Origin of the sequence: Burkholderia sp. MSh2, from assembly GCF_000731655.1 — a bacterium.
GTDB classification, from domain to species: Bacteria; Pseudomonadota; Gammaproteobacteria; order Burkholderiales; family Burkholderiaceae; genus Burkholderia; species Burkholderia paludis.
In genome coordinates, this window is record NZ_JPGM01000136.1 from 1 (window position 1) to 3,382 (window position 3,382).

Sequence of the window (3,382 nt, forward strand, 5' to 3'; positions counted from 1 at the left end):
TGTGGCTGCGCGACTACAACGCGAAAGATCACCTGATCGAAGAAATCGATCCGCTGGGCAACAAAACCGAATACACCAACAACGCGCTCGGCCAGCCGGTGGAAATCATCGACGCGAAGGGCGGCAAAAAACAACTCTCGTACAGTGCGACTGGCCAGTTGACGTCCTATGCCGACTGCTCGGGCAAGACCAGTCGTTGGCAGTACAACGCGCGAGGTCAGCTGGAGCGGTTTACCGATGCGGCAGGGCAGGCCACGAGCTATCGCTACGAGGCGGGCCAACTGGTTGACGTGACGCGGCCCGATGGGGTGACAGAGCAATACGAGCGCGATGCGGAAGGGCGACTGTTGGCGCACGTTGACGGGCTGCGCCGGCGCACGGAGTGGACCTATACGCGTGCCGGGCTGATTGCCAGCCGTAAGGATGCCAACGGGGAATCGCTGGGTTATCGATGGGACAAGCTGGGGCGGCTGGAGTCGTTGCGCAACGAAAACGGTCGGGAGACGTCGTTTGGGTACGATCCAGTGGGCCGGCTGCTGGCCGAAACGGGCTTTGATGGCAAGGCGACGCGTTATCGATACGATCCGTCATCCGGCGTGTTGACGGATGTGCTCAGCGGAGAGACGGGGCACCGGATAACGGCGGTCGAATTCGATGCTGTCGGCCGACTGATCGCGCGCCAGACGGGTCAATGGGACCAAGGCACAAGCCAGTGGAAGTACGGCGAGCGTGAGCGCTTCGCGTACAACGGCAACGGGCAGATGATTCTGGCGGAAAACCCCACCAGTCGGCTGCAATGGTTTTACGATGACGCGGGCAACGTCACGCGAGAGCACCAGCATTTCAGCTTCCTGAAGAATAAACGGGTCGCGGTCTGGCGGCACGAATACGACGTGTTGAATCAACGGGTTGCCACGATTCGACCGGACGGCCACCGGGTGGGCTTGCTCACCTATGGTAGCGGCCACGTGCACGGCATGATGCTGGACGATACGGAACTCGTCCAGATCGAGCGCGATGACCTGCATCGAGAAATCGAGCGGGTGCAGGGCAATGGCCTGACACAGACGCAACAGTACGACGCCGCGGGCCGGTTGCAACAACAGAAGCTGGCAAGCCGGAGCGAAACGCAGGGCGGCAAACTGCTGGTGCAACGCAGCTATACCTACGACCGAGCTGGCCAGTTGGAGCGCATCGAGGATACGCAGAACGGGATGCGGACCTACCGTTACGACCCGGTCGGGCGACTGGTGGCGGCTACCGGCATGCTAGGCGAAGAAGCCTTCGCGTTCGATCCTGCGGGCAACCTGCTGGACGACGCGCAGACGCGGCGCTTCGAATCACCCGATCAAAACACACCTGGGTATTCGAGTCGAATCCAGGGGCGCCCGACACTGCTGGACAACCTGCTGCGCGAGTATGCTGGGACGCACTATACCTGGAACGAATACGGCAACCTGACGGAACGTCGCCGTAATGGCGAGCACGCGGCGTACGAATGGGACGGACTGGATCGACTCGTCAAGTTCAGTAACGGCAAGGTGACCGTTAGCTACTGGTACGACGCATTGGGTCGACGTGTGGCGAAGAAGTCGAATGCGTGGGTCCGGCAGAGCTCACATGACGGCAGTGGCTATCGGGAAGCCGAGACGGCACGGCTGAATGCGGAGTACGGGTACGGCCTGACGCTGTACGGCTGGGATGGAGACAGACTTGCGTGGGAGAGTGGCACGGGCGAGCATGCCGACAGCAGCGGCCGCACTACGCACTACGTGTACGAGCCGGATAGCTTCGTTCCGCTGGCGCAAGCAGCTCACGGAGGCTGGATTGAACTGCACGAGCAGCCGGAATACGATGAGCATTACGACATTGACCGTGACCCGTTGTGGAGCCGCACGAACAAGCCAGCGGCGTTCACGCAGATTGGCTATTACCAGTGTGACCAGATCGGTACGCCACAGGAAGTGACGGACGAGGCAGGCCAAGTCGCTTGGTCGGCACGTTACAAGGCGTGGGGTGAGGCGAAGGAGGTCATCAGCGAGGCGGCCCGCAAGGCAGGTATCCGTAACCCGATCCGCTTCCAGGGGCAGTACTTCGACCATGAGACGGGGCTGCACTATAACCGACATAGGTACTACGATCCAAACTCTGGACGGTTCATCTGCAAGGATCCGATCGGGCTGGCTGGTGGCATCAACGTATTCCAGTACGTGTCCAACAACCCGATCGGGAGGGTAGATCCGTTAGGGCTCGATCCATTGCCGCAAGGTAGTGAACCGTATCAGCTTGAGTTGTTTCCATCGCAGCCGTATTCGCGAGGAATGTACGGCTCAACTCCGACAGCCGCTCAACAGGCATCGGTACCGCAGGGAATGGAGTTTGATCATGATCCGCCTCTAGTTCAGCACTACTATGAGGGAGATGGACAAGGCGGACTTCCCGGTTACAACATGACTCCGGCAGAGCGTAAAGCTTATGGCGCACGGTTGGATTGCGGCTGTCCGGCAACGCCTCGTGCACAGCGACGGCAGGGTGCGGCAATGGCTGCATATTCAAAGCGGATGAAGAAATTATTGGGGCTTGATCAATGAAAATAATCGGATATGTTGGCGCTGAAGGCGGTCCTCTGCTCATCATTGATGCGGAACTTGCCTATCGTTGGGGAGGGATAGACACTGACGACTATGACAGAGTATGTGCATTGTTCGATGAAAATGAGTTGGCAGAGGGAATAGAGATCGAGATTGGCGACGTGAATGGGCTGTTATGGGAATTGAATGGGCCGGGAGTGGCCTATATCATCGACGATGGAGTGGGATTGCGCTTGGTTCGAGCGTGGCTTAACGAAGGTGTTGATGAATTGGCCGCAGTATTGAAATTTGCAGAGATCGAGAGAAGGCAAGATTCCGCTTTGATAGGGAGGGTTGTAGTGAGTTCAAAGAAGCTCGCTGTTATATGGGCAACGGAAAACGGTGATGCAATTCAATCTGCTCTAGGGTTGGGGGTGGATAGGAATAATAAAAAGACGTCAATAGACGACTCGTCAATAGTGATCGGTGTGAAAAAATCCTTTTACACGGCATCTTGCGACATTGTAAGCAATGAGTATGGAAGAGCTAGGAGGCTGTTTCTGGTTTAATGTTGTTATAGTCCGTTCGCGAGACGGGGCTGCACTATAACCGATACAGGTACTACGATCCAAACTCTGGACGGTTCATCTGCAAGGACCCGATCGGACTGGCTGGTGGCCTGAATCTGTATCAGTACGTGCCCAACCCCGTTCAGTGGACTGATCCCACTGGGCTCACACGATGTTGTTGCCCGTCGTTGCTTCCCGGTGAAGGAGACGTCGGAAAGTACAGGGACCTGAAGAGGGCTGGAT

General features: G+C 57.6%; 2 protein-coding genes and 1 pseudogene. All 3 read left to right on the top strand.

Translation table 11 applies throughout. The features are described from left to right. Positions 1-2,591 (top strand): RHS repeat-associated core domain-containing protein (locus GQ57_RS37835; RefSeq protein WP_160257593.1); only part of this gene is annotated, 2,591 nt, incomplete at its 5' end. Continuing rightward, positions 2,588-3,139 carry a hypothetical protein gene (locus GQ57_RS42875; protein ID WP_152603483.1) on the top strand — a complete coding sequence of 184 codons (552 nt, stop codon included), beginning with the start codon at positions 2,588-2,590 and terminating at the stop codon, positions 3,137-3,139. The genes GQ57_RS37835 and GQ57_RS42875, both read left to right, overlap by 4 nt. Positions 3,140-3,159: 20 nt before the next feature. Further along, a pseudogene (locus GQ57_RS44570) lies at positions 3,160-3,382 on the top strand (RHS repeat-associated core domain-containing protein); the annotation flags it as partial.

What these genes read in the sequence shown, in the direction of transcription:
- GQ57_RS42875 (WP_152603483.1), top strand. Translation starts at nt 2,588, where the DNA reads ATGAAAATAATCGGATATGTTGGCGCTGAAGGCGGTCCTCTGCTCATC.